The organism is Mesorhizobium sp. BE184, from assembly GCF_031457045.1.
Taxonomy (GTDB): domain Bacteria; phylum Pseudomonadota; class Alphaproteobacteria; order Rhizobiales; family Rhizobiaceae; genus Mesorhizobium.
Genome location: NZ_JAVDVU010000001.1, coordinates 766,444 through 789,668, shown reverse-complemented (window position 1 = coordinate 789,668; position 23,225 = coordinate 766,444). Strand labels below are relative to the sequence as shown.

Below are 23,225 nucleotides of genomic sequence, written 5' to 3'. Positions count from 1 at the left end.
GCGCGGGCGTTACCCCGCCCGCGACAGATCGTTTCTTCTTGTTACTCGACGATGCTTGCGACGATGCCGGCGCCGACGGTGCGGCCACCTTCACGGATGGCGAAGCGCAGCTTCTCCTCCATGGCGATCGGCACGATCAGCTCGACATCGACGGTGATGTTGTCGCCGGGCATCACCATCTCGGTGCCCGAAGGCAGCGTCACGATGCCCGTCACGTCCGTCGTGCGGAAGTAGAACTGCGGACGGTAATTGGTGAAGAACGGCGTGTGACGGCCACCCTCCTCCTTCGTCAGGATGTAGGCTTCCGCCTTGAACTTCTTGTGCGGCTTGACCGAACCCGGCTTGGCCAGAACCTGGCCGCGCTCGACGCCTTCACGGTCGACGCCGCGAACCAGCGCGCCGATGTTGTCGCCCGCCTGGCCCTGGTCGAGCAGCTTGCGGAACATCTCGACGCCGGTCACCGTCGTCTTCGAGGTCGGGCGGATGCCGACGATCTCGACTTCCTCGCCAACCTTGACGATGCCGCGCTCGACGCGGCCGGTCACGACCGTGCCGCGGCCCGAGATCGAGAACACGTCCTCGATCGGCATCAGGAACGGACGGTCGATCGGACGCTCGGGCGTCGGGATGTAGGCGTCAACCGCCGCCATCAGCTCGCGCACCGCGTCCTCGCCGATCGTCTTGTCCTTGTCCTGCAAGGCGGCAACCGCCGAACCCTTGATCATCGGGATGTCGTCGCCCGGATATTCGTACTTCGACAGAAGCTCGCGAACCTCAAGCTCTACCAGCTCCAGCAGCTCGGCGTCGTCAACCAAGTCGACCTTGTTCAGGAACACCACCAGCGCCGGAACGCCGACCTGGCGGGCCAGAAGAATGTGCTCGCGCGTCTGCGGCATCGGGCCGTCGGCGGCCGAGACAACCAGGATCGCGCCGTCCATCTGCGCGGCACCGGTGATCATGTTTTTCACATAGTCGGCGTGGCCGGGGCAATCGACGTGGGCGTAGTGACGGTTCGGCGTCTCGTATTCCACATGCGCCGTCGAGATCGTGATGCCGCGCGCCTTCTCCTCAGGCGCCGCGTCGATCTGGTCGTACGGCTTGTACTCGCCAAAATACTTCGTGATCGCAGCCGTCAACGACGTCTTGCCGTGGTCAACGTGACCAATCGTGCCAATGTTCACATGAGGCTTATTACGCTCGAATTTACCTTTTGCCATGTGAGGCCTCCATTCTTGCTAGCCCGTTCGGGCGTTGATTCACTTTATCGATGTAACCCGTTGGGATTACGCGTATTTCTTCTGAACTTCCTGAGCGACGGCAGTCGGCACAGGCTCGTAATGGTCGAACTGCATCGTGTACTGGGCGCGGCCCTGCGACATCGAACGCAGATTGTCGACGTACTTGAACATGTTGGCCAGCGGCACCATGGCATTGACGACGACGGCCACGCCGCGCGTCTCCTGGCCCTGGATCTGGCCGCGGCGGCTGTTCAGGTCGCCGATGACGTTGCCGACGTAGTCTTCCGGCGTCACCACCTCGACCTTCATGATCGGCTCCAGCAGCTGGACGCCGAGCTTCGGAGCAGCTTCGCGGAAGGCCGCGCGCGAGGCGATTTCGAATGCCAGCACCGAGGAGTCAACATCATGGAACGCACCGTCGATCAGCGTCGCCTTGACGCCGATCATCGGGAAGCCCGCGAACGGACCCGACGACATGATGCTGCCGATGCCCTTCTCGACGCCTGGGATGTATTCCTTCGGCACCGCACCGCCGACGATCTTGGACTCGAATACGTAGTCCTCGCCCTCTGCGTTCGGCTCGAAGATCAGCTTGACGCGGGCGAACTGGCCCGTACCGCCGGTCTGCTTCTTGTGGGTGTAGTCCTGCTCGAAGGTGCGCGTGATCGTCTCGCGATAGGCCACCTGCGGCGCGCCGACATTGGCCTCGACCTTGAACTCGCGGCGCATGCGGTCGACGATGATGTCGAGGTGAAGTTCGCCCATGCCGGCGATGATGGTCTGACCCGATTCCTCGTCGGTCTTGACGCGGAAGGACGGATCCTCGGCAGCCAGACGATGCAGCGCCAGGCCCATCTTTTCCTGGTCGCCCTTGGTCTTCGGCTCGATCGCGATCTGGATGACCGGCTCGGGGAATTCCATGCGCTCGAGGATAACAGGCTTCAGCGGATCGCAGAGCGTGTCACCGGTGGTGGTTTCCTTGAGGCCAGCCAGGGCGACGATGTCGCCAGCGAAGGCTTCTTCGATGTCGGCGCGCGAATTGGCGTGCATCTGCAGCATGCGGCCGATGCGCTCCTTCTTGCCCTTGACGGTGTTGTCGAGCGAAGCGCCCTTGACCAGCTTGCCCGAATAGATGCGAGCGAAGGTGAGCGAACCGACGAACGGATCGTTCATGATCTTGAAGGCAAGCATCGACAGCGGCTCGTTGTCATCGGCGTGACGCTCGATCTCGGCGTCGGTCTTGGCGTCCACACCCTTGATGGCCGGAACTTCGGCCGGGGACGGCAGATAATCGACAACGGCGTCGAGCAGCGGCTGAACGCCCTTGTTCTTGAAGGCCGAGCCGCAGAACATCGGGAAGAACTTGACCGCGATGGTGCCCTTGCGGATCAGCGCGCGCAGTTCGTCATTGGACGGGAATTTGCCTTCGAGATAATTCTCAAGCGCGGTCTCGTCCATTTCGACGGCGGCTTCGATCATCTTCTCGCGGAATTCTTCGGCTTTCGCCTTGAGGTCAGCCGGGATCTCGACAACGTCCCAGGCAGCGCCCAGCGTCTCGTCGCGCCAGACCAGCGCGTTCATCTCGACCAGATCGACGACGCCCTTGAATTCGGTCTCCGCGCCGATCGGCAGCTGCATGACGACAGCCTGCGCGCCAAGGCGCGAGCCGATCATCTCGACCGAGCGATAGAAATCGGCGCCGATCTTGTCCATCTTGTTACAGAAGATCATGCGCGGCACGTGATACTTGTCGGCCTGGCGCCAGACCGTCTCGGTCTGCGGCTCCACGCCGGCGTTGGCGTCGAGCAGAGCGATAGCCCCGTCGAGCACGCGCAGCGAACGCTCGACTTCAATGGTGAAGTCGACGTGGCCGGGGGTGTCGATGATGTTGAAACGGCGCTTCTTGCCGTCGCGGCCTTCCCAGAAGGTGGTGGTCGCAGCCGACGTAATGGTGATGCCGCGTTCCTGCTCCTGCTCCATCCAGTCCATGGTGGCAGCGCCGTCGTGCACTTCGCCGATCTTGTGCGACTTGCCCGTGTAATAGAGGACGCGCTCGGTCGTCGTCGTCTTGCCGGCGTCGATATGCGCCATGATGCCGAAGTTGCGGTAGTCTTCGATTTTAAATTCGCGGGCCATGCTTACTGCCTCTTTATCCTACGTTCCGCGCTTACCAGCGGTAATGCGCGAAAGCGCGGTTGGCTTCCGCCATCTTGTGGGTGTCTTCACGCTTCTTCACGGCGGTGCCGCGGTTGTTGGCCGCGTCCATCAGCTCGCCGGAGAGGCGGTCGACCATGGTGGTCTCGTTACGGTTGCGGGCGGCGGTGATCAGCCAGCGGATCGCCAGAGCCTGACGGCGCTCGGGACGCACATCGACCGGAACCTGATAGGTGGCGCCGCCGACGCGGCGCGACCGCACTTCCACATGCGGCGCGACATTGTCGAGCGCCTGATGGAAGACCGTGACCGGCTCCTGCTTGGTCTTGGCCTGCACCTGGTCGAGCGCGCCATAGACGATGGTCTCGGCGACCGACTTCTTGCCGTCATACATGACGGCGTTCATGAACTTGGTAACGATCAGATCGCCGAACTTCGGGTCCGGGTTGATCTCACGCTTTTCTGCACTGTGACGACGGGACATGGCTCTTGTCTCTCAATCTCGCTAGCCCGGCGCACAAAAAAAGCGCCGAAGCCGGAAAACCCTTACTTCGGACGCTTGGCACCGTATTTCGAACGGCGCTGCTTGCGGTTTTTAACGCCTTGCGTGTCCAGCACACCTCGGATGATGTGATAGCGCACGCCCGGAAGGTCCTTCACGCGGCCGCCGCGGATCATGACCACGGAGTGTTCCTGAAGGTTGTGGCCTTCGCCGGGAATGTAACCGATCACTTCAAAGCCGTTGGTCAGACGAATCTTCGCAACCTTGCGCAGAGCCGAGTTCGGCTTCTTCGGCGTCGTCGTATAGACGCGCGTGCAGACGCCCCGCTTCTGCGGGTTCTGCTGCATGGCCGGGACCTTGTTGCGCGTCGCCGGCGCAATGCGCGGCTTGCGGATCAGCTGGTTGACGGTAGGCATTAAACCCTCTTGTCTCTCAATTCCGTGTCTCAAGCCCGTTCCGGGCAGCTTCAAGCGTCATCACCGTATGCCATCAGCTCATACGCAAATTCGGGCCGCAAACCGCGTCTTGCGGTTCTGCCCGAACAAACAGCAGAGGAAGCGGAACCCGCTTCGTGCACGCCGGCAATGTCTTTTCGCTCGTAAAACGAACCCTGTTTGAGGCAAACTCCAAGGCGCGACGCCTTGAAAAGAAAAGCCTCACATCGGCTCAGACTGGGCGGCTTCTACTCGTAACACCGCCGACCGTCAACCCCGCGCCCGCCAAATATTGCGCCATAACGGTCCTTGGCCAGCGCTTGGCAGCCATGCGGGAAACGCATGTAATTTTCTTTCTTTCCCTTGCAAGGGCGAGGAAGAAAGTGTCCCAGATTTTATCTGTCGCCTCCCGCAGCTTCATGCGAAAAGGGCGGCAACAGCAATTTTCGGCTTCGGCCGGCAGGAATCAGCCATGAAAGAGCCTGTCAACGACAATGAAGACCGCCCGGTCACCATCATCACCGGAAGGGTGTGGCGGCGCAAGGGCGGCGCGTCGGAAGGCGTCCATGTGATGCTGGTGGCGCCCGACGACGATTCGGCGGTCCGCCGCGCGCTGGAATCACTCGCCGCGGAAGGCTACGCCGAGGCCGAACTCGACCAGATTGGCGACCTGCAAGGCGAACCGGATGAAGAGCCGCACATGTCGGCCTATCAGGGCGCACTCGAAGGCGAAGTCTCCATCGTCACCTTCGACGAGCCGATTTGAGCGGCAACCCGGCATGAGCGCACATGACAGCCAGGAATGCACCGAATCGCGCGGCTGGGTCGACCGGGCCATCGCCGCAATCGAATCGGACCAGCGGCGGTCGGCCGATACGCATCTGTGGAAGCTGGACCTGCCCGCCTATCCCGGCATCGACATCTATCTGAAGGATGAGTCGACACATCCCACCGGCAGCCTGAAGCATCGGCTGGCGCGTTCGCTGTTTCTCTACGCGCTGTGCAACGGCCACATCCGCGAGGGAACGCCGGTGATCGAGGCATCGTCGGGCTCGACCGCCGTGTCGGAGGCGTATTTCGCCCGCATGATCGGCGTGCCGTTCTATGCGGTGATGCCGCGCACCACCTCGGCGGAAAAGGTCGCGGCAATCGAACATTATGGCGGCAAGCGCCACTTCATCGATGAGGGCCATCGCATCTACGAGGATTCGGCGGCGCTGGCGGCGCGGCTTGGCGGCCACTTCATGGACCAGTTCACCTATGCCGAGCGGGCGACCGACTGGCGCGGCAACAACAACATAGCCGAATCGATCTTCGAGCAGCTGCGGGGCGAACGATTCCCCTGCCCTTCCTGGGTGGTGATGAGCGCAGGCACGGGCGGCACGACGGCAACCATCGGCCGCTATATCCGCTACAAGCGCCACTCGACCCGCCTGTCGGTCGCCGATGTCGAGCGCTCCGCCTTCTTCGAAGGCTATGCCACTGGAAACCGTGATTGCCGCTGCGGACAGCCCTCACGCATCGAGGGCATTGGCAGACCGCGCGTCGAGCCGTCCTTCGTGGCGGGCGTCATCGACCATATGGTCCGGGTGCCGGATGCCGTCTCGCTCGCCGCGATGCGGGTTCTGTCGCGCAAGCTCGGCCGCCGCGTCGGCGGATCGACCGGCACCAACTTCGTGGCGGCCTGCTTCCATGCTGCGCGCATGGCGGCCGCTGGCGAAGCCGGCTCCATCGTGACGCTGATCTGCGATTCCGGCGAACGCTACGCCAACACCTACTATTCGGACGAATGGCTGCGAGCAGCGGGGCTGGACCCCTCGCCTTTCGAACCGCGGATGGAAGCGTTCCTGGCGGGTGGCGCGCTCGACATCGCTATCGAAGAGAGCAGCGGCCCGACAAGCTGAGCACCGCACGGCCCGTCCGCGACGGCCGCTTGCCGGCCCGCCGCATTCTGCTAAGACCGCTCGCAATGCAAATCCGAGGGAGCATTCCTTGCAAGGCACATCCGGCCCCATCCGCATCGGCATCGTCGGCGTCGGCAAGATCGTGCGCGACCAGCATCTGCCCGCTCTCGCCAAGGACAACGGGTTCGACCTGATCGCCGCAGCCAGCCGCCACGGCAAGGTCGACGGCATTCCAAATTTTTCCACCATCGAGGCGATGCTGGATGCCGTGCCTGAGCTCGAAGCCGTCTCGCTGTGCATGCCGCCGCAGTTCCGCTACGACGCGGCGCGCACCGCGCTGGAAGCGGGCAAGCATGTCTTCCTCGAGAAGCCGCCCGGCGCCACGGTCAGCGAGGTGGAGCATCTGAAGGCGCTGGCCGCGAAAAATGGCGTATCTCTGTTTGCCAGCTGGCATTCGCGCTATGCGCCGGCGGTTGAAGCGGCAAGAGCGTTCCTCGCATCGGCAAAGCTGCAATCGGCGGCGATCATCTGGAAAGAGGATGTGCGTCGCTGGCATCCGAACCAGGACTGGATCTGGCAGCCCGGCGGCTTCGGCGTGTTCGATCCCGGCATCAACGCCCTTTCCATCGCCACCCATATCCTGCCGCCGATGTTCATCGCCGAGGCACGGCTGGACTTTCCGCAAAACCGCGACGCGCCGATTGCAGCGCAAGTGGCTTTCCGCACATCGACCGGCCTCCCCGTGACGATGGACCTCGACTGGTTGCAGACCGGCCCGCAGAGCTGGGACATCGTCGCCGAGACTGATCGGGGACAGATGGTGCTTTCCAGCGGCGGCGCGAAACTCGCCATCGCAGGAAAAGCGATTCAGGATCAACCGGAAGCGGAATATCCGATGCTCTACGGGCGCTTTGCCGAGATCGTCCGCACAGGAACGTCCGATGTTGATCTGGCGCCGCTGCAACATGTGGCCGACGCCTTCATGCTGGGCAAGCGCAACGTCGTCGAGGCATTCGAGGACTGATCCTCAGCGGCGCGCGTGACGCTGTTCGTGATCGAGCAGCCAGCGCTTGCGTTCGATGCCGCCGCCATAGTTTGTCAGCGACCCATCGGCACCGACGAGACGATGGCAGGGAACGACGATCGACAGCGGATTGGCGCCGTTGGCATGGCCCACAGCGCGCGCCGATCGCGGTTTGCCGAGCTTTTCCGCGAAAGCGCCATAGCTGAACGTCTGGCCGGGTTCTATGCGTCGCAGTTCGGTCCATGCCCTGTTCTGGAAAGGCGTACCGTCAAGCCCGATACGGATCGTATCGAGCGTCGAGAGATCGCCAGCGAAATAGGCGGCAAATGCCATCTCGATTTCGGCAGATGCGGGCAAGACGACACGCTTTTCTCCTTGGATGCCGCGTTTTCGCAGCCAGCGCTCCATCCGATGTTCGCAGTCGGAGAATTCGGCCATGCACAGAGCGCCATCTGCATCGACAGCCAACGTCAGGCCGCCGAGCGGCGTGGCGATCGAAGCGAAAGTAAGCGGCCTTAGGGCTGAACTATCGAGCGTCATGGAAGATAATCCCTACCGTATGGCGAAGGCCGCCGCGGATACGGCTCACGCCATGGCGCAGATTGACGCGATAGTCGCCTTTCGTCCCCCGCACCGGGCGGTTATGAACCGCAAAAGCGACGGCATCGCCCTGTCTCAGCGGCACGACTTCGACACGGCTCTGCATCCGCGGGCGCTGTTCGGTCAGCACGAATTCACCGCCCGTGAAATCGCGCCCGGGCTGCGACAGCAGGATCGCCACCTGGATCGGAAAGGCGAGATCGCCGTAGAGATCCTGATGCAGGCAGTTGAAGTCGCCTTCCCTGTACCGCAGCAGCAAGGGCGTCGGCCGTGTCTGCCCGGCACGGTGGCACAGATCGAGATAGTCCTGGTGCTCAGACGGATAGGATTGGCCGAAACCCATGCGCGCATTCCAGCCGTTGGCGACTTTGGCGAGACGCGGATAAAGCGCCGAACGCAAGCTGTCCAGAAGGTTTGGCAAGGGGTAGCTGAAATAGCGGTATTCGCCCTTGCCGAAGCCGTGGCGCGCCATGACGACATGGCTGCGGAAGTGTTCTTCCTGCTCGTACAGAGCGGCCAGTTCGGCGCATTCCTCAGCGGTGAGCAGATTCGGAATGACGGCGCAGCCATGACCGTCCAGTTCGGATGCGAGCGCCGGCCAGTCATAGCCGGCGACGCGCTTCGCCCCGGATTCGGCTGCCTGCTCGACCGGGGCGATTTCGGCGATCTGGTTCATGACGTGCTCCTGTCGTGAAGCACCGACAATTCGCGCGGGCGAGACGGTGCATGTAACCGTCAGCTAAACTCTGAAGACGGGAACCGCATTCCGTTTCTTGCAAAGGTGGCGGCGCCCGGTGATACGCCGCCAAAGAAAAAGGGGCCCGTGCGGGCCCCTTTCCAGTTCGATAATCGAAACCGCTTACTGCGCCGCGGTCGTCATGTCGGTCAGCATCGGCTCGGCGACTTCCGCGCCCGAGGCCTTGCGGCGCTCGTCGAGGATGAGTTCGTCGCGCGCGGTGGCGATGCGCCGTATCGCGCTCATCTGTCCGCCGGTGCCGGCCGGGATCAGGCGGCCGACGATGACGTTTTCCTTCAAGCCCTGCAGCATGTCGGTCTTGCCGGCAACCGCGGCCTCGGTCAGCACCCTGGTCGTCTCCTGGAAGGAGGCGGCCGAGATGAAGGACGGCGTCTGCAGCGATGCCTTGGTGATGCCGAGCAGAACCGGCAGGCCTTCGGCCGGCTTCTTGCCGTCCTCGACCAACCGCTCGTTGATCTCGTCCAGCTCGATCACGTCGACATGGTCGCCCGGGATGTAGGTCGAGTCGCCCTGCACGGTGATTTCCACCTTCTGCAGCATCTGACGCACGATCACCTCGATATGCTTGTCGTTGATCGACACGCCCTGGAGACGATAGACTTCCTGGATCTCGTTGACGAGGTAGGAAGCCAAAGCCTCCACGCCCTTGATCGCCAGGATGTCGTGCGGCGCCGGGTTGCCGTCGAGGATGTAGTCGCCCTTCTCGATGACGTCGCCGTCCTGAAGATGGAACGGCTTGCCCTTCGGGATCAGGTATTCGACCGGCTCAAGCGTCGAGTCATGCGGCTCGATGATGATGCGGCGCTTGTTCTTGTAGTCGCGGCCGAAGCGGATCGTGCCATCGATCTCGGCGATGATGGCGTGATCCTTCGGACGACGAGCCTCGAACAGTTCGGCAACGCGCGGCAGACCGCCGGTGATGTCCTTGGTCTTGGCGCTTTCCATCGGGATACGCGCAAGCACGTCGCCTGGACGGACCATTGCACCCGGCTCGACCGAAAGAATGGCCTCGACCGAGAGCAGGAAGCGGGCGTCTCCACCCTTCGACAGCTTGCCCACCTTGCCCTTGGCGTCCTGCACGACCATAGCCGGCTTGAGATCGTTGCCGCGCGGCGTGGACCGCCAGTCGATGACCTCGCGCTTGGTGATGCCGGTGGATTCGTCGGCGGTTTCCTGTACGGAAATGCCGTCGACCAGATCCTCGAACTGCACCCTGCCCTCGATTTCGGTGAGGATCGGACGCGTGTAGGGATCCCACTCGGCGATACGCTGGCCGCGCTTCACCTTGTCGCCATCGTCCACGAAGATGCGCGAACCATAGGTGACGCGGTGCGTGGCGCGTTCCTTGCCGGCCTCGTCGAGGATCAGCACCGCCATGTTGCGGCCCATCACCACGAGGTTGCCGTCGGAATTGCGAACCACGTTGCGGTTGCGGATTTCGACCTTGCCCTCATAGGAGGCTTCAAGGAACGAGCTATCCACCACCTGCGCGGTGCCGCCCATGTGGAAGGTACGCATGGTGAGCTGGGTGCCCGGCTCGCCGATCGACTGCGCGGCGATAACGCCGACAGCCTCGCCCTGGTTGACCGGAGTACCACGGGCCAGATCGCGGCCGTAGCAGACCGCGCACACGCCGGTCCTGATCTCGCAGGTCAGCGCCGAGCGGATACGGACCGACTGCACGCCGGCCTTTTCGATCTGCTCGATATCGCGCTCGTCCATGAGCGTGCCCGCCTTGACCAGCACTTCGCCCGAAACCGGGTGCGTGATGTCGTCAAGCGAGGTACGGCCGAGAACGCGCTGGCCAACGGAAGCAACGACCTGACCGGCATCGACGATCGGCTGCATGGTGAGGCCCTTATCGGTGCCGCAATCGACCGAATTGACGATGCAGTCCTGCGCCACGTCGACAAGACGGCGGGTCAGGTAGCCTGAGTTCGCCGTCTTCAAGGCGGTATCGGCCAGACCCTTGCGGGCGCCGTGGGTCGAGTTGAAGTACTCGAGCACGGTGAGGCCTTCCTTGAAGTTCGAGATGATCGGGGTCTCGATGATCTCGCCGCTCGGCTTGGCCATCAGGCCGCGCATACCGGCAAGCTGGCGCATCTGCGTGGGCGAACCGCGCGCGCCGGAGTGCGACATCATGTAGATCGAGTTCATCGGCTTCTGGCGGCCATTATCGTCGAACTCGACCGCCTTGATGCGGCCCATCATCTCGTCGGCGACCTTTTCCGAGCATTTGGCCCAGGCGTCGACGACCTTGTTGTACTTTTCGCCCTGCGTGATCAGGCCGTCATTGTACTGCTGCTCGTATTCCTTGGCCAAAGCCTCGGTATCGGCGACCAGCTTTTCCTTGGCGGCCGGGATAAGCATGTCGTCCTTGCCGAACGAGATACCGGCGCGGCAGGCATGGCCGAAGCCGAGCGCCATGATGCGATCGCAGAAAATGACCGTCTCCTTCTGACCGCAATGGCGGTAGACGGTGTCGATCATCTTGGAGATGTTCTTCTTGGTCATCTCCTGGTTGGCGGTGTCGAACGGCACGTTGACGTTCTTCGGCAGCAGTTCGCCGATGATCATGCGGCCGGGGGTCGTGTCGTGAATCTTCGACACTTCGTTGCCCTCGGCATCAACCGTGCGGAAACGTCCCTTGATCTTGGCGTGCAGCGTGACGGCCTTGGTCTCGAGCGCGTGCTGGAGCTCGCCCATATCGGCAAACGCCATGCCCTCGCCCGGCTCGTTCTGATTGACGATCGAGAGGTAGTAGAGACCGAGAACCATGTCCTGCGACGGCACGATGATCGGCGCACCGGAAGCCGGGTGCAGGATGTTGTTGGTCGACATCATCAGCACGCGGGCTTCGAGCTGCGCTTCCAGCGACAGCGGCACGTGGACCGCCATCTGGTCGCCGTCGAAGTCGGCGTTGAAGGCCGTGCAGACCAGCGGGTGAAGCTGGATCGCCTTGCCTTCGATCAGGATCGGCTCGAACGCCTGGATGCCGAGACGGTGCAGCGTCGGCGCACGGTTCAGCAGAACCGGGTGCTCGCGGATCACCTCGTCCAGGATATCCCAGACTTCCGGACGCTCCTTTTCGACCAGCTTCTTGGCCTGCTTGACGGTCGAGGAATAACCCTTGGCGTCGAGACGGGCGTAGATGAAGGGCTTGAACAGCTCCAGCGCCATCTTCTTCGGCAGGCCGCACTGGTGGAGCTTCAGCTCCGGACCGGTGACGATGACCGAGCGGCCGGAATAGTCGACGCGCTTGCCGAGCAGGTTCTGGCGGAAACGGCCCTGCTTGCCCTTGAGCATGTCGGACAGCGACTTCAGCGGACGCTTGTTGGCGCCGGTGATGACGCGGCCACGGCGGCCGTTGTCGAACAGCGCGTCGACCGCTTCCTGCAGCATGCGCTTTTCGTTGCGCACGATGATGCCAGGCGCGCGAAGCTCGATCAGGCGCTTCAGGCGGTTGTTGCGGTTGATGACGCGGCGATAGAGGTCGTTCAGGTCGGACGTCGCGAAGCGGCCGCCATCCAGCGGAACCAGCGGACGCAGGTCCGGCGGGATGACCGGGACGACCTTCATGATCATCCATTCCGGGCGATTGCCGGATTCCATGAAGTTCTCGACGACCTTGAGCCGCTTGAGGAACTTCTTCTGCTTCAATTCCGACGTGGTGGTGGCCAGGTCCGAACGCAGGTCGCCCGCGATCTTCTCCAGGTCCATGCCGGCCAGCAGATCGTGGATCGCTTCGGCGCCGATCATCGCGGTGAAGCTGTCCTCGCCATATTCATCGACGGCCAGCATGTACTCTTCTTCCGAGAGCAGCTGGTTTTCCTTCAGCGCGGTCAGGCCGGGTTCGGTGACGATGTAGTTCTCGAAATACAGGACGCGTTCGATGTCCTTCAGCGTCATGTCGAGCAGCGTGCCGATGCGGCTCGGCAACGACTTCAGGAACCAGATATGGGCGACGGGCGCAGCCAGCTCAATGTGGCCCATGCGCTCACGGCGCACGCGCGACAGCGTGACTTCGACGCCGCACTTCTCGCAGATGACGCCCTTGTACTTCATGCGCTTGTACTTGCCGCACAGGCATTCGTAATCCTTGATCGGACCGAAAATGCGCGCGCAGAACAGGCCGTCACGCTCGGGCTTGAACGTGCGGTAGTTGATCGTCTCCGGCTTCTTGATCTCACCGAACGACCAGGACAGAATCTTCTCAGGGCTGGCGAGCGAAATCCGGATGGAATCGAACACCTGCGCCGGCGCCTGCGGGTTGAAGAGATTCATGACCTCTTGGTTCATGCCATTCTCCTTTGCGGGGTCCTCGAAACCCCTTTGCATTTAACTGCGGACGCGAGATCCGCTTGAATCGGCCTGAGGCCGGAATTGGGCGACCGCGGAACGCTCCGCGGTCGTAAATGCCTGCCGTTATTCGGCGGCGTCGGGCAGCCGTTGCGCCGTATCGTCGATCTTGGTGTTTTCCAGTTCGACGTTGAGGCCCAGCGAACGCATTTCCTTGACGAGAACGTTGAAGCTCTCCGGGATGCCCGCCTCGAAAGTGTCGTCGCCACGGACGATGGCTTCGTAGACCTTGGTGCGGCCGGCCACGTCGTCCGACTTCACTGTCAGCATCTCCTGCAGCGTGTAGGCGGCGCCGTAAGCCTCGAGCGCCCAGACCTCCATTTCGCCGAAGCGCTGGCCACCGAACTGCGCCTTGCCGCCCAGCGGCTGCTGGGTGACGAGCGAGTACGGACCGATCGAACGCGCGTGGATCTTGTCGTCCACGAGGTGGTGAAGCTTGAGCATGTAGATGTAGCCCATCGTCACCTTGCGATCGAAAGGCTCGCCGGTACGCCCGTCATAGAGCTGCGACTGTCCGGACGTATGAAGGCCGGCCTGTTCCAGCATCTCGTTGATGTCGGCTTCATGCGCGCCATCGAACACCGGGGTGGCGATGGAAACGCCGCGCCGCATCTGGTCGCCGAGGCGAACGATGGACTCGTCGTCATAGTCGCGAACCGGCTCGTTGCGGTCGTTGGCAGGGATGATGTCCTCGATGGTCTTGCGCAGCGGCTTGACGTCGCCGCCAGCCTTGTAGGCATCGACCAGCTCGCCGATCTTCCTGCCCATGCCGGCGCAAGCCCAGCCCAGATGCGTTTCCAGGATCTGGCCGACATTCATGCGCGACGGCACGCCCAAAGGATTGAGCACGATATCGGCATGGGTGCCGTCCTCGAGGAACGGCATGTCCTCGACCGGAACGATGCGCGACACGACACCCTTGTTGCCGTGACGGCCGGCCATCTTGTCGCCGGGCTGCATCTTGCGCTTCACCGCGACGAAGACCTTGACCATCTTCATGACGCCGGGAGGCATTTCGTCGCCGCGCTGCACCTTCTCGACCTTGTCCATGAAGCGCTGCTCGAGCGCCTTCTTGGAATCGTCGTACTGGCCGCGCAGCGCTTCCAGTTCGCCCTGGAGCTTTTCGTTGTCGAGCGCGAACTGCCACCACTGCGAACGCGGATATTCGTCAAGGATTTCCTTGGACAGCTTGGTGCCCTTCTTGAAGCCCTTCGGCCCCGCGATGGCTTCCTTGCCGGCCAGCATGTCGTTCAGGCGCGAATAGACGTTGCGGTCCAGAATGGCCTGCTCGTCATCACGGTCCTTGGCGAGACGCTCGATTTCCTCGCGCTCGATGGCCATGGCGCGCTCGTCCTTCTCAACGCCGTGGCGATTGAAGACGCGCACTTCCACAACCGTGCCGAAGGTGCCCGGAGGCATCCGCATGGAGGTGTCACGGACATCGGAGGCCTTTTCGCCGAAGATGGCGCGCAGAAGCTTCTCTTCCGGCGTCATCGGGCTCTCGCCCTTCGGCGTGATCTTGCCGACCAGGATATCGCCCGGCTGCACTTCCGCGCCGATATAGACGATGCCGGCTTCGTCGAGGTTCTTCAGCGCTTCTTCCGAAACGTTCGGAATGTCGCGCGTGATTTCCTCCGGACCCAGCTTGGTGTCGCGGGCCATGACCTCGAACTCCTCGATGTGGATCGAGGTGAAGACGTCGTCGGCGACGATGCGCTCGGAAAGAAGGATCGAATCCTCGTAGTTGTAGCCGTTCCACGGCATGAACGCGACGAGCACGTTGCGGCCGAGCGCCAGATCGCCAAGCTCGGTCGATGGACCGTCGGCGATGATGTCGCCCTTGTTGACCCGGTCACCCATGCGAACCAGCGGGCGCTGGTTGATGCAGGTGTTCTGGTTCGAACGCTGGAACTTCATCAGCCGGTAGATATCGACGCCGGACTTGCCGGGATCGAGGTCTTCCGTGGCGCGGATGACGATACGGGTGGCGTCCACCTGATCGACGATGCCACCGCGGCGGGCGCCGATGGCGGCACCGGAGTCACGGGCGACGATCGGCTCCATGCCGGTGCCGACGAACGGAGCCTCGGCGCGCACCAGCGGCACGGCCTGACGCTGCATGTTCGAGCCCATCAGGGCGCGGTTGGCGTCGTCGTTCTCGAGGAACGGGATCAGCGCGGCTGCGACCGACACCATCTGCTTGGGCGAAACGTCCATCAGATCGACGTTTTCGCGCGGCGCCATCATCACCTCGCCGGCGTTACGGCAGATGACGAATTCGTCGACGAAGCCGCCATTCTTGTCGAGCTCGGCGTTGGCCTGGGCGACGTGGTGCTTGGCCTCTTCCATGGCGGAGAGGTAGACAACCTCGTCGGTCAGCTTGCCATCGACGATCTTGCGGTACGGGCTCTCGATGAAACCGTACTTGTTGACGCGCGCGAAGGTCGCCAGCGAGTTGATCAGGCCGATATTCGGGCCTTCCGGCGTCTCGATCGGGCAGATGCGGCCGTAGTGGGTGGGATGCACGTCGCGCACTTCGAAGCCGGCGCGCTCGCGGGTCAGACCGCCCGGTCCAAGCGCCGACAGGCGGCGCTTGTGGGTGATCTCCGACAGCGGGTTGGTCTGGTCCATGAACTGCGACAGCTGCGAGGAACCGAAGAACTCGCGCACGGCGGCCGCCGCCGGCTTGGCGTTGATCAGATCCTGCGGCATGACGGTGTCGATCTCGATCGACGACATACGCTCCTTGATGGCGCGCTCCATGCGCAGCAGGCCAACGCGATACTGGTTCTCCATCAGCTCGCCGACCGACCGCACGCGGCGGTTGCCGAGATTGTCGATGTCGTCGATCTCGCCCTTGCCGTCGCGCAGTTCGACCAGCGTCTTGACCACGGCAAGGATGTCTTCCTTGCGCAGCACGCGGACCGTGTCCTCGGCCTTGAGTTCCAGACGCATGTTCATCTTGACGCGGCCGACAGCCGACAGGTCATAGCGCTCACTGTCGAAGAACAGCGACTTGAACATGGCTTCCGCCGTTTCCAGCGTCGGCGGCTCACCCGGGCGCATGACGCGGTAGATGTCGAACAGCGCGTCCTGACGGCTTTCGTTCTTGTCCACGGCAAGCGTGTTGCGGATATAGGCGCCGACATTGACGTGGTCGATGTCGAGGATCTGGATTTCCTTGTCGCCCGCTGCAAGCAGCACCTTCAGCGTCTTTTCGTCGATTTCGTCGCCGGCCTCGAGGAAAATCTCGCCGGTGGCGAAGTTGACGATGTCTTCGGCGAGATAATTGCCGAGCAGATCCTCGTCGGTTGCCTTGATCGCCTTCAGACCCTTTTCGCCGAGCTGCTTGGCCTGGCGGGCGGTGATCTTCTTGCCTGCCTCGACAACAACTTCGCCGGTATCGGCGTCGACCAGGTCGCCAACGGCCTTCAGGCCGCGGAAACGATCGACGTTGAAGGGAATGCGCCAATGATCGCCGGCGCGCTTGTAGGTGATCTTGTTGTAGAAGGTCGAGAGGATTTCCTCGCCGTCCATGCCCAGCGCCATCAGCAGCGACGTCGCCGGAATCTTGCGGCGACGGTCGATGCGGGCGTGCACGACGTCCTTGGAATCGAACTCGATGTCGAGCCACGAACCACGATAGGGAATGACGCGCGCGGCAAACAGAAGCTTGCCGGAAGAGTGCGACTTGCCCTTGTCGTGGTCGAAGAAGACGCCCGGCGAACGGTGCATCTGCGAGACGATGACGCGCTCGGTGCCGTTGACGATGAAGGTGCCGTTCAGCGTCATGAGCGGCATATCGCCCATGTATACGTCCTGCTCCTTGATGTCCTTGATGGACTTGGCGCCGGTATCCTCATCGATATCGAACACGATCAGGCGCAGCGTCACCTTGAGCGGCGCGGCATAGGTCAGGTCGCGCTGACGGCATTCGTCAACGTCAAACTTCGGCGCCTCGAACTCATACTTGACGAACTCCAGCATCGAAGAGCCGGAAAAATCCTGGATCGGGAAGACCGACTTGAAAACGGCCTGCAGTCCTTCGTCCGGACGCCCGCCCTTGGGCTCGTCCACCATCAGGAACTGGTCATAAGACGCCTTCTGAACCTCGATGAGGTTCGGCATCTCCGCAACTTCAGGAATCTTTCCGAAGAACTTGCGTACGCGTCTGCGGCCATTGAAAGTCTGGGTCTGGGCCATCGTCGCTCCTTCACTGCCTCTCGGGCATTGCCCTCTGGGGGCTCGTTCACGTGACGGACCTCGCCGCGGTCCGCCTCTGTCTGCCGGCCGCATCACTGCAGCCCCTGTCCAATGCCCGCAGCGGTGACGGCGGGCAAAAACGGTAAAAACCCGTTTCCTGAAAGCCGTATCCGGCCCTCAGGAAAGAGGTTCTCCCAACTTCCCCTCAACGCGGGGACCGGCGGACGGACGAACCGTCCGCCGGAAACCACACCGCTTACTTCAGGTCGACCTTGGCGCCGGCTGCTTCCAGCTGGGCCTTGATCTTGTCGGCGTCGGCCTTGGAAACAGCTTCCTTGACCGGCTTCGGAGCGGCCTCGACCAGGTCCTTGGCTTCCTTGAGGCCCAGGCCGGTGATGGCGCGCACTTCCTTGATGACGTTGATCTTCTGTGCGCCGGCGTCGGTGAGAATGACGTCGAATTCCGTCTTCTCCTCAGCCGGAGCGGCGGCAGCGCCACCGCCAGCAGCGGCGGCAGCCGCCACCGGAGCAGCAGCGGAAACGCCCCACTTTTCTTCCAGAAGCTTCGACAGCTCAGCCGCCTCGAGGACGGTCAGGCTGGAAAGGTCGTCAACGATCTTTGCGAGATCAGCCATTTTAATTTTCCTTTAGTTGGTTCGAACGTGTTGTTTGATAGTGAGGAACGGCCTACGCCGCCTCGTCCTTCCGGGCATAAGCGCCGATGACGCGCGCGACCGAAGACGCAGGCGCATTGACGATCTGGGCGATCCGGGTTGCCGGCGTGACGATCATGCCAACCAGCTTGGCGCGCAGCTCATCGAGCGACGGCAGCGAGGCGAGCGCCTTCACACCGTCGGCGTTGAGCGAGGTGGTGCCCATCGCGCCGCCGAGAATGACAAGCTTGTCATTTCCCTTGGCGAAATCGGACGCAACCTTCGGCGCCGCAATCGGATCCTCCGAATAGGCGATCAGCGTCTGTCCCTTGAACAGGTCGATGATGCTTTCGGATTCCGTACCCTGAAGAGCGATTTTGGCGAGACGGTTCTTCGCGACTTTGACGGTGCCGCCGGCTGAGCGCATCTTCGTACGAAGATCGTTCATCTGCGCGACGGTGATACCGGCGTAGTGGGCCACGACCACTGATCCGGCGCCCTTGAAGGCGTCGTTCAGGCCCGTGACGAGTTCGCGTTTTTCCGCTCTGTCCACTGCCTATCTCCAGTTGACCCCTGCCCCATGCATTCGGGACAGGCGTCGGTTGCCTTTTGCCGGGCGGGCTCTTCCATTTCTGGATCACCCGAACGGCGGTTCAGAGGATCCTGCCCCCTTTCCCGACGGTCCGGTCACCCGGAGCCGCGCAAAAAGGCAAACACGGTTCGAACCTTTCATCGGAGCATCCGCTCCTTTGTCCGGTCGTCACCCGTCTCATGCAGGCCATGCGATTAAGGCCGTGGCTGAAAAGCTTCGGGCCGCCTGCAATCTCGGACAGGATTTGCCGGACATCTTTCGACTTCCGGCATCCGGGCCCGATATTCTGGGCCCGGAATTCTACAACAGATCAGCCTCTTACGGGGCGATCCAAATCAAACGAATCAGGACGCTGCGAGCGTCGAGACGTCCAGCTTCAGGCCCGGGCCCATCGTCGAGGTGACCGACACCTTCTTGACGTAAACGCCCTTGGCGCCAGCCGGCTTGGCCTTGTTCACAGCGTCGGTGAAAGCGCGGATGTTTTCCTCCAGCGCCTTGACCTCGAACGACACCTTGCCGATGCCGGCCTGAACGATGCCGGCCTTCTCGACGCGAAACTCGACTGCGCCGCCCTTGGAAGCCTTGACGGCCGCGGCGACGTCCGGGGTCACGGTGCCGACCTTCGGGTTCGGCATCATGCCGCGCGGGCCGAGAACCTTGCCCAGACGGCCAACCAGCGGCATCATGTCCGGCGTGGCGATGCAGCGATCGAAATCGATCGTGCCCTTCATGACGATGTCGACGAGCTCTTCAGCGCCGACGATGTCGGCGCCCGCAGCCTTTGCCTCATCAGCCTTGTCGCCACGGGCGAACACGGCGACGCGCACGGTGCGGCCGGTGCCGTTCGGCAGATTGACGACGCCGCGGACCATCTGGTCGGCGTGGCGCGGATCAACGCCGAGATTCATGGCGATCTCGACGGTTTCGTCGAACTTCACCTTCGAACGGTCCTTCAACAGGGTCAGGGCCTCGCCGAGCGCGTAGGCCTTGTTGGGATCGACGCCCTCGCGGGACTGGGCAATACGCTTTGCAATCTTGGTCATGATCTCAGCCCACCACTTCCAGGCCCATCGAACGGGCGGAACCCTCGACCATACGCATGGCCGCTTCGATGTCGTTGGCGTTCAGGTCCTTCATCTTCTGCTCGGCGATAGCGCGAACCTTGTCGCGGCTGATCTTGCCGGCGCCGACCTTGCCCGGCTCCTTGGAACCCGACTTGAGGTTGGCGGCCTTCTTCAGGAAGTAGCTCACCGGCGGCGTCTTCATGACGAAGGTGAACGACTTATCCTGGTAATAGGTGATCACGACGGGGATGGGCGAACCCTTCTCCATCTCCTGGCTCTGCGCGTTGAACGCCTTGCAGAACTCCATGATGTTGATGCCACGCTGACCAAGCGCCGGGCCGATCGGGGGCGACGGCGTCGCCGATCCCGCGGAAACCTGGAGCTTGAGCTGGCCTGCAATTTTCTTAGCCATCTCTAATTCCTGCCTTCTTTCATGCCGGCTCCCTCTTTGAGGACAATGCCGGCGGTTGCAGTCCGGTGGTGCGGTCCGGGCAACCGGCTAAGCCGCCCTCGCCTCCCACCTGTTTTTCCAAGCGCCAGACCTTCGAACCCGCTTGGGCTTGCGTCCAGACACTTGCACGGCGCCCGAAGACGCCACCATCCATCCGCCTTGCGGCGAACGGAACCAGTCAGCCCTTTTCGACCTGACCGAACTCCAGATCGACGGGCACCGCACGCCCGAAGATCGAAACTTCCACCTTGAGGCGGGCGCGCTCCTCGTCCACTTCCTGGACGAAGCCGTTGAACGAGGCGAACGGACCGTCTGACACGCGAACGGACTCGCCGATCTCGAACGTGACCGAAGGCTTCGGCCGCTCCACGCCTTCCTGCACCTGATGCAGGATGCGCTCAGCCTCCTTGTCGGTGATGTGCATCGGCTTGGCCGTATGCTTGTCCTCACCCAGGAAACCCGTCACGCGCGGGGTATTCTTCACCAGGCTGATAACCGCGTCGGTGAGCTCGGCCTTCAACAGCACGTAACCCGGAAAGAACTTGCGCTCCGCATCGACCTTCTTGCCGCGGCGTACTTCCACCACCTTCTCGGTGGGCACGACGATCTGTTCGATCTTGTCGCTCAGGCCCTTCTGCTTGGCCTTGTTTTCAATGTCTTCGGCGACCTTCTTCTCGAAGTTCGAATAGGCGTGAACGATATACCACCGCGCAGTCATATGTAATTCCCCGTAGTGGCAGTCTTACTGGCCGATGCCGACGCCGAGACCGAGCAACTTCTCGATCGCGAAACCCATGATCATGTCAGCGCTGAAGAAGAACACCATCGCGATCAACGCGAAAACCAGAACCATGACCGTCGAAATCATGGTTTCACGCCGCGAAGGCCAGGTAACCTTTGCGGTTTCCGTCCTCACCTGCTGGAGGAAGACGAAAGGGTTCAGTGTCTTCGAAGCCATTAGCCGCTCTGCTTTCAAGGTCCGTTGGCCGGACCTCCTGGATGATCCCGCGGGCCGGGACGTGCCGCCTGGACAATCGTTGCCGCAGATGTTGCAGCCGCTTTATCCATGCAAATCGGACGCGTAAAGCCGATCTCTCAGCTCCACGCGTCGCGTGTCTGTCGTGCCTACATAAAACCGATTCTTGATCCACGCAAGTGGCAACAACCCGCTTTATGCCCAAACGCCGCATCGGAACCATCCAGTCGTTCCGTCCCGGCTATGGACGCTTCTATGCCCTAGAAAGGCAGATATGGCAAGCTTTTCGCTATGTTCAAGTGCAAGCCATGAGAAATGGCAGGGGCAGTAAGGCTCGAACTTACGACCTGCGGTTTTGGAGACCGCCGCTCTACCAACTGAGCTATACCCCTATTCGGCTGCTTCATTTCACAAAGATGTTCGCGTTTCAAGAACCGAGAGTGGTTTTCGAACGCCTCAATTCGTGGAAGGCGGTTGATAAGGCCCGCCGGGAACGCCCCAGCCCCATTTCGGCATGGGCTCGTTGAGCTCTGGATCCGCGCCATCCTGCGAATTCAGCCTTGCGAGCCGCGTGCCCCATTCAAGATAGGCGACAAGCGCCGAGCGGAATTCGGGGTCGTCGGGCAATCCGACCTCGTCGGCCGCATCGAGAAGCAACGCGATCCATTGCCGGCGCTGATCTTCGGTCAGGTGGCGCCCAAGGTGATGCCTGATCATCGCAGCATGGCCACCGAGCTTGTCGCTGTAGATTGCCGGTCCGCCGAAAACCTCGCCGATGAAGGCTGCGACATGCGCGGGATGATCGCCCGACATATGACGAAAGACCGGCTCCAGGAGCGGATCGGCCAGAACCTTGTCGTAAAAAATGCCGGTCAGGCGATTGAGCGCTTCGGCTCCCCCTACCCAGTCGTAAAGCGTCGGCACGTCCGTGGTCATCGCAATCTCCTCGCTCGCGGAGCAGCATATGGGAATAGAAAGAGCGCCTTGAAATAGAAAGGGCGACCCGAAGGCCGCCCTTTCCGATAGTGCCTGTCGTTTTCTTTGTTACTCGACGATGCTTGCGACGATGCCGGCGCCGACGGTGCGGCCACCTTCACGGATGGCGAAGCGCAGCTTCTCCTCCATGGCGATCGGCACGATCAGCTCGACATCGACGGTGATGTTGTCGCCGGGCATCACCATCTCGGTGCCCGAAGGCAGCGTCACGATGCCCGTCACGTCCGTCGTGCGGAAGTAGAACTGCGGACGGTAATTGGTGAAGAACGGCGTGTGACGGCCACCCTCCTCCTTCGTCAGGATGTAGGCTTCCGCCTTGAACTTCTTGTGCGGCTTGACCGAACCCGGCTTGGCCAGAACCTGGCCGCGCTCGACGCCTTCACGGTCGACGCCGCGAACCAGCGCGCCGATGTTGTCGCCCGCCTGGCCCTGGTCGAGCAGCTTGCGGAACATCTCGACGCCGGTCACCGTCGTCTTCGAGGTCGGGCGGATGCCGACGATCTCGACTTCCTCGCCAACCTTGACGATGCCGCGCTCGACGCGGCCGGTCACGACCGTGCCGCGGCCCGAGATCGAGAACACGTCCTCGATCGGCATCAGGAACGGACGGTCGATCGGACGCTCGGGCGTCGGGATGTAGGCGTCAACCGCCGCCATCAGCTCGCGCACCGCGTCCTCGCCGATCGTCTTGTCCTTGTCCTGCAAGGCGGCAACCGCCGAACCCTTGATCATCGGGATGTCGTCGCCCGGATATTCGTACTTCGACAGAAGCTCGCGAACCTCAAGCTCTACCAGCTCCAGCAGCTCGGCGTCGTCAACCAAGTCGACCTTGTTCAGGAACACCACCAGCGCCGGAACGCCGACCTGGCGGGCCAGAAGAATGTGCTCGCGCGTCTGCGGCATCGGGCCGTCGGCGGCCGAGACAACCAGGATCGCGCCGTCCATCTGCGCGGCACCGGTGATCATGTTTTTCACATAGTCGGCGTGGCCGGGGCAATCGACGTGGGCGTAGTGACGGTTCGGCGTCTCGTATTCCACATGCGCCGTCGAGATCGTGATGCCGCGCGCCTTCTCCTCAGGCGCCGCGTCGATCTGGTCGTACGGCTTGTACTCGCCAAAATACTTCGTGATCGCAGCCGTCAACGACGTCTTGCCGTGGTCAACGTGACCAATCGTGCCAATGTTCACATGAGGCTTATTACGCTCGAATTTACCTTTTGCCATAGTCTCTTTCCTTGAGGCTTCCCGGGGGCGGCTAGACCTACGTTCAGTCGAATGCGGGGCGATTACCGACAAAGGCCGGAAAACACAAGTGCCTT

General features: G+C 62.1%; 19 protein-coding genes and 1 tRNA gene. 3 read left to right on the top strand and 17 right to left on the bottom strand.

From position 1 onward, the window contains the following. Positions 1 to 41: 41 nt before the first annotated feature. The 4 genes from tuf (J2X35_RS03800) to rpsL all read right to left on the bottom strand — a co-directional run bounded on the left by tuf (J2X35_RS03800) (position 42) and on the right by rpsL (position 4,310). Positions 42 to 1,217: an elongation factor Tu gene (gene tuf, locus J2X35_RS03800; protein WP_310181030.1), complete on the bottom strand. Its 1,176-nt coding sequence runs from the start codon at positions 1,215 to 1,217 to the stop codon at positions 42 to 44. A gap of 66 nt (positions 1,218 to 1,283) precedes the next feature. Next, entirely contained in the window at positions 1,284 to 3,374 is a 2,091-nt protein-coding gene (gene fusA, locus J2X35_RS03795; protein ID WP_056116534.1) for an elongation factor G, read from the bottom strand. A gap of 31 nt (positions 3,375 to 3,405) precedes the next feature. Next, positions 3,406 to 3,876 (bottom strand): 30S ribosomal protein S7, encoded by a 471-nt coding sequence (rpsG, locus tag J2X35_RS03790; RefSeq protein WP_056116530.1) that lies wholly within the window; start codon positions 3,874 to 3,876, stop codon positions 3,406 to 3,408. A 62-nt stretch (positions 3,877 to 3,938) separates the two neighbouring features. Then, positions 3,939 to 4,310: a 30S ribosomal protein S12 gene (gene rpsL / locus J2X35_RS03785; protein ID WP_056105400.1), complete on the bottom strand. Its 372-nt coding sequence runs from the start codon at positions 4,308 to 4,310 to the stop codon at positions 3,939 to 3,941. Positions 4,311 to 4,800: 490 nt separating this feature from the next. Between rpsL and J2X35_RS03780 the strand changes: the two genes are divergently transcribed. The 3 genes from J2X35_RS03780 to J2X35_RS03770 all read left to right on the top strand — a co-directional run bounded on the left by J2X35_RS03780 (position 4,801) and on the right by J2X35_RS03770 (position 7,256). Then, positions 4,801 to 5,094: a hypothetical protein gene (locus J2X35_RS03780; protein ID WP_056116527.1), complete on the top strand. Its 294-nt coding sequence runs from the start codon at positions 4,801 to 4,803 to the stop codon at positions 5,092 to 5,094. A 13-nt stretch (positions 5,095 to 5,107) separates the two neighbouring features. Further along, complete coding sequence (locus J2X35_RS03775) at positions 5,108 to 6,232, top strand: PLP-dependent cysteine synthase family protein (protein WP_310181050.1); 1,125 nt, start codon at positions 5,108 to 5,110, stop codon at positions 6,230 to 6,232. 88 nt (positions 6,233 to 6,320) lie between these two features. Further along, positions 6,321 to 7,256 (top strand): Gfo/Idh/MocA family oxidoreductase, encoded by a 936-nt coding sequence (locus J2X35_RS03770; RefSeq protein ID WP_310181049.1) that lies wholly within the window; start codon positions 6,321 to 6,323, stop codon positions 7,254 to 7,256. 3 nt (positions 7,257 to 7,259) lie between these two features. On the opposite strand, the gene J2X35_RS03765 is transcribed toward J2X35_RS03770, so the two are convergent. The 13 genes from J2X35_RS03765 to tuf (J2X35_RS03705) all read right to left on the bottom strand — a co-directional run bounded on the left by J2X35_RS03765 (position 7,260) and on the right by tuf (J2X35_RS03705) (position 23,130). Beyond that, complete coding sequence (locus tag J2X35_RS03765; protein WP_310181047.1) at positions 7,260 to 7,796, bottom strand: methylated-DNA--[protein]-cysteine S-methyltransferase; 537 nt, start codon at positions 7,794 to 7,796, stop codon at positions 7,260 to 7,262. Next, positions 7,783 to 8,532, bottom strand: a complete 750-nt coding sequence (locus tag J2X35_RS03760; protein ID WP_310181046.1) for a 2OG-Fe(II) oxygenase — start codon at positions 8,530 to 8,532, stop codon at positions 7,783 to 7,785. The genes J2X35_RS03765 and J2X35_RS03760 overlap by 14 nt, the downstream gene beginning before the upstream one ends. A gap of 183 nt (positions 8,533 to 8,715) precedes the next feature. Beyond that, on the bottom strand, positions 8,716 to 12,912 hold the full coding sequence (rpoC, locus tag J2X35_RS03755; protein ID WP_056116537.1) for a DNA-directed RNA polymerase subunit beta': 4,197 nt from the start codon (positions 12,910 to 12,912) through the stop codon (positions 8,716 to 8,718). Between the two features lie 126 nt (positions 12,913 to 13,038). Further along, on the bottom strand, positions 13,039 to 17,175 hold the full coding sequence (gene rpoB, locus J2X35_RS03750) for a DNA-directed RNA polymerase subunit beta (RefSeq protein WP_056116514.1): 4,137 nt from the start codon (positions 17,173 to 17,175) through the stop codon (positions 13,039 to 13,041). A gap of 256 nt (positions 17,176 to 17,431) precedes the next feature. Then, positions 17,432 to 17,809 (bottom strand): 50S ribosomal protein L7/L12, encoded by a 378-nt coding sequence (gene rplL, locus J2X35_RS03745; RefSeq protein ID WP_056116511.1) that lies wholly within the window; start codon positions 17,807 to 17,809, stop codon positions 17,432 to 17,434. Positions 17,810 to 17,861: 52 nt separating this feature from the next. Further along, on the bottom strand, positions 17,862 to 18,380 hold the full coding sequence (gene rplJ, locus J2X35_RS03740) for a 50S ribosomal protein L10 (protein ID WP_056116508.1): 519 nt from the start codon (positions 18,378 to 18,380) through the stop codon (positions 17,862 to 17,864). 383 nt (positions 18,381 to 18,763) lie between these two features. Continuing rightward, on the bottom strand, positions 18,764 to 19,462 hold the full coding sequence (gene rplA / locus J2X35_RS03735) for a 50S ribosomal protein L1 (protein WP_056116505.1): 699 nt from the start codon (positions 19,460 to 19,462) through the stop codon (positions 18,764 to 18,766). Between the two features lie 4 nt (positions 19,463 to 19,466). Further along, the gene (gene rplK / locus J2X35_RS03730) at positions 19,467 to 19,895 is read right to left on the bottom strand and encodes a 50S ribosomal protein L11 (RefSeq protein ID WP_056116503.1); all 429 of its coding nucleotides are present in this window, start codon (positions 19,893 to 19,895) and stop codon (positions 19,467 to 19,469) included. Positions 19,896 to 20,112: 217 nt separating this feature from the next. Continuing rightward, positions 20,113 to 20,652 (bottom strand): transcription termination/antitermination protein NusG, encoded by a 540-nt coding sequence (nusG, locus tag J2X35_RS03725; RefSeq protein ID WP_056116500.1) that lies wholly within the window; start codon positions 20,650 to 20,652, stop codon positions 20,113 to 20,115. 24 nt (positions 20,653 to 20,676) lie between these two features. Continuing rightward, a complete protein-coding gene (secE, locus tag J2X35_RS03720; RefSeq protein ID WP_056116499.1) occupies positions 20,677 to 20,892 on the bottom strand; it encodes a preprotein translocase subunit SecE in 216 nt (71 codons plus the stop codon). Between the two features lie 334 nt (positions 20,893 to 21,226). Continuing rightward, a tRNA-Trp gene (locus J2X35_RS03715) sits at positions 21,227 to 21,302 on the bottom strand. Positions 21,303 to 21,366: 64 nt separating this feature from the next. Further along, entirely contained in the window at positions 21,367 to 21,846 is a 480-nt protein-coding gene (locus tag J2X35_RS03710) for a group II truncated hemoglobin (protein WP_310181033.1), read from the bottom strand. A gap of 108 nt (positions 21,847 to 21,954) precedes the next feature. Then, a complete protein-coding gene (gene tuf, locus J2X35_RS03705; RefSeq protein ID WP_310181030.1) occupies positions 21,955 to 23,130 on the bottom strand; it encodes an elongation factor Tu in 1,176 nt (391 codons plus the stop codon). Positions 23,131 to 23,225 lie beyond the last annotated feature (95 nt).